The following is a 3,100-nucleotide window of genomic DNA, read 5'->3' as shown; positions in this document are numbered from 1 at the left end:
CGGTGAGGCACTGGCGGAGGATACGAGATTCGAACTCGTGAGGGGTTGCCCCCAACACGCTTTCCAAGCGTGCGCCCTAGGCCACTAGGCGAATCCTCCGCCGGGAACACTACATGACGTTGGGCCGTGCTTGCGAACTCGTTCGGGCCTCCTGCGATCAGGTACGCTGGGCCTCAGCCCCTCACGCGGCGCTATCTGACTGAACTCCCCCAGGGCCGGAAGGCAGCAAGGGTAGGTTGGCTCTGGCGGGTGCGTGGGGGGTCTTTTGTGTGCCCGGGGTGCGGCGGTGGGCGTGCAGGCAGACCCGTTCGGCGATGGACACCGTGAAGAAGGAGACGAGCGGCACCCGCGCCGTGCGTGCGCACTCGCAGGAATCGCCCCGAGGGGGTGGGGGAGCGCTTCCCATGATTGAGCTTGCAAGTTGATGGTGGTCTCCCTGTGTTTTATGTGAAACGCCCCAGGGTGTCTCTTGAGGGTTATTTGCCGTCAAAAGGGACAGGGTGGAGCTGGTGGGTGCGCGGTGGGTACGGGGTGAGCCGGGCGGACGGGGCCGACTGTCAGTGGGGCCCGATATCGTCGTATGCGTGTCGTCCCTTGCGCTGTACCGCCGCTATCGCCCGGAGTCGTTCGCCGAGGTCATTGGGCAGGAGCATGTAACCGACCCGCTGCAGCAGGCGCTGCGGAACAACCGGGTCAATCACGCGTACCTGTTCAGCGGGCCGCGCGGCTGCGGAAAGACGACCAGCGCACGCATCCTGGCGCGCTGCCTGAACTGCGAGAAAGGGCCCACGCCGACGCCCTGCGGCGAGTGTCAGTCCTGCCAGGACCTGGCGCGCAACGGCCCGGGGTCGATCGACGTCATCGAGATCGACGCGGCGTCGCACGGTGGCGTGGACGACGCACGTGACCTTCGTGAAAAGGCATTCTTCGGGCCGGCGAGCAGCCGCTACAAGATCTACATCATCGACGAGGCCCACATGGTCACGCCGGCAGGTTTCAACGCGCTGCTCAAGGTCGTCGAAGAGCCGCCGGAGCACCTCAAGTTCATCTTCGCGACCACGGAACCCGAGAAGGTCATCGGGACGATCCGCTCCCGGACCCACCACTACCCCTTCCGGCTGGTCCCGCCGGGCACGCTGCGCGAGTACCTCGCCGAGGTCTGCGGGCACGAGAACATCCCGGTCGCGGACGGCGTGTTTCCGTTGGTCGTCCGCTCCGGCGCGGGATCGGTACGAGACTCGATGTCCGTCATGGACCAGCTGCTGGCTGGCGCCGGTGCCGAGGGCGTGACGTACGCCATGGCCACCTCCCTGCTCGGCTACACGGACGCCTCGCTGCTCGACTCCGTGGTCGAGGCGTTCGCCTCCGGCGACGGAGGGGCGGCCTTCGAGGTCGTGGACCGCATCATCGAGGGCGGCAACGACCCACGCCGCTTCGTCGCCGACCTGCTCGAACGGCTGCGCGACCTGGTGATCCTCGCCGCCGTGCCGGACGCGGCGGAGAAGGGGCTCATCGACGCCCCCGTGGACGTGGTCGATCGTATGCAGGCCCAGGCCGGCGTCTTCGGCGCCGCCGAACTAAGCCGCGCCGCCGACCTCGTCAACGAGGGCCTCACGGAGATGAGGGGCGCGACCTCGCCCCGACTCCAGCTGGAACTGATCTGCGCGCGCGTGCTGCTGCCCGCCGCGTACGGCGACGAGCGCTCGGTCATGGCCCGGCTCGACAAACTGGAGCGCGGAGTCAACTTCTCCGGCGGTCCTGCGGCAGGCCCGGGGGGCCCCGGACCCGCCATGGGGTATGTGCCGGGACCCGGTGCGCATGGCGCGCCCGCCGCGTACGAGGGGGCGGTGCCCGGCGCTGGTCCCGCGGGCGCGCCGATCCCGGCGGGCGGCGGGTTCGCGGCGGCGCGGGCGGCGGTGAGGGGGGCGGACACGCCGGGCGGGGCGGTCACGCCGGGTGCATCGGGGACGTTGATTGCGGCTGGTGCGGCTGGTGCGGCTGGTGCATCGAGTATGCCCGGTTCGTCGGACGCGGGCGGTGCGCCTGCCCCGCAACCCCAGCCTCAAATCCAGCCGCAGGGCCAGACCCAGCCGCAGGGCCAGACCCAGGGCCAAGCCCAACCCCAGGCTCCGGCCGCGGCTGCCCCCGGCGCCTGGCCCACCGCGACCTCCGCGGGCAGTGGCCGACGCCCTGGCGGCTGGCCGACGGCGACACCTGCGGGCGGCGGACAGCCCCCGGCGCCCTCCGCACCCGCTCCAGCAGCGGCCTACGCCCAGTCCTCGCCCCAGTCCTCGCCCCAGTCCCAGGTCCACTCCCAGGCCCCGGCCCAGGTGCCCGCCGCCCCGGTGCCCGGTGGCCTCGACCCCAGGATGCTCTGGCCGAACATCCTGGAGTCGGTGAAGAACCGCCGCCGGTTCACCTGGATCCTGCTCAGCCAGAATGCCCAGGTCACCGGCTTCGACGGCACCACGCTCCAGCTGGGCTTCATGAACGCGGGCGCGCGGGACAACTTCTCCAGCAGCGGCAGCGAGGAAGTGCTGAAGCAGGCGCTGGCGGAACAGTTCAACGTCCAGTGGAGGATCGAGGCGGTCGTCGACCCGACAGGCGGCGGCCAGGCGGCTCCGGCGACCGGCGGTTACGGCGGAGGCGGCGCCCCTGGTGGCTACGGCGGCGGGGGCGGAGGCGGCTACGGCGCCGCGTCGACGCCCCACCAGCAGCCCGCACCCCCGACACCGGCACCGGCACCCACGCCCGCACCGGCGTCCGGCGCTCCCCGCCCCCAGGCGTCCGCGCCGGTTCCGCAGCCCTCGGCCCCGGAACCCCCGCCCATCGCCCCCGAGGACGACACTGCCGAAGACGACGACCCCGACCTCGACGAGTCCGCACTCTCCGGTCACGAACTGATCGTGCGTGAGCTGGGGGCGACGGTGGTGGAGGAGTTCTTGAACGAGTAAGCGGGGGCGGGGCGAGGGCGAGCGCGTCCAGGTCGTCCGGCGTCGGAGCAGCGCGGTCCGTGCAGCCCGGGCCGTGTCTCCCACCCGTTCACCGTTTGCCGCTTCTTTCCGGCGCATGCCTGGGCATCCCAGCCCGTCCGGCGTTT

1 protein-coding gene, 1 tRNA gene and 1 other RNA gene are annotated in these 3,100 nt (G+C 71.2%); 2 read left to right on the top strand and 1 reads right to left on the bottom strand.

Features of this window, described 5'->3' with window-relative positions:
• Nucleotides 1–11: 11 nt before the first annotated feature.
• A tRNA-Ser gene (locus RB628_RS39980) sits at nucleotides 12–99 on the bottom strand.
• Between the two features lie 73 nt (nucleotides 100–172).
• Here RB628_RS39980 and ffs point away from each other — a divergent pair.
• Nucleotides 173–269: signal recognition particle sRNA small type (gene ffs, locus RB628_RS39975), an RNA gene on the top strand.
• 315 nt (nucleotides 270–584) lie between these two features.
• Nucleotides 585–2,954, top strand: coding sequence for a DNA polymerase III subunit gamma and tau (locus tag RB628_RS39970; protein ID WP_318325558.1), 2,370 nt, complete (start codon nucleotides 585–587; stop codon nucleotides 2,952–2,954).
• Nucleotides 2,955–3,100: the final 146 nt, after the last annotated feature.

Origin of the sequence: Streptomyces sp. ADMS (assembly GCF_033441795.1) — a bacterium.
Classification (GTDB): Bacteria; Actinomycetota; Actinomycetes; order Streptomycetales; family Streptomycetaceae; genus Streptomyces.
Note: the sequence above shows the minus strand (reverse complement) of the source record. Positions and strands in the feature narration are given on the sequence as shown.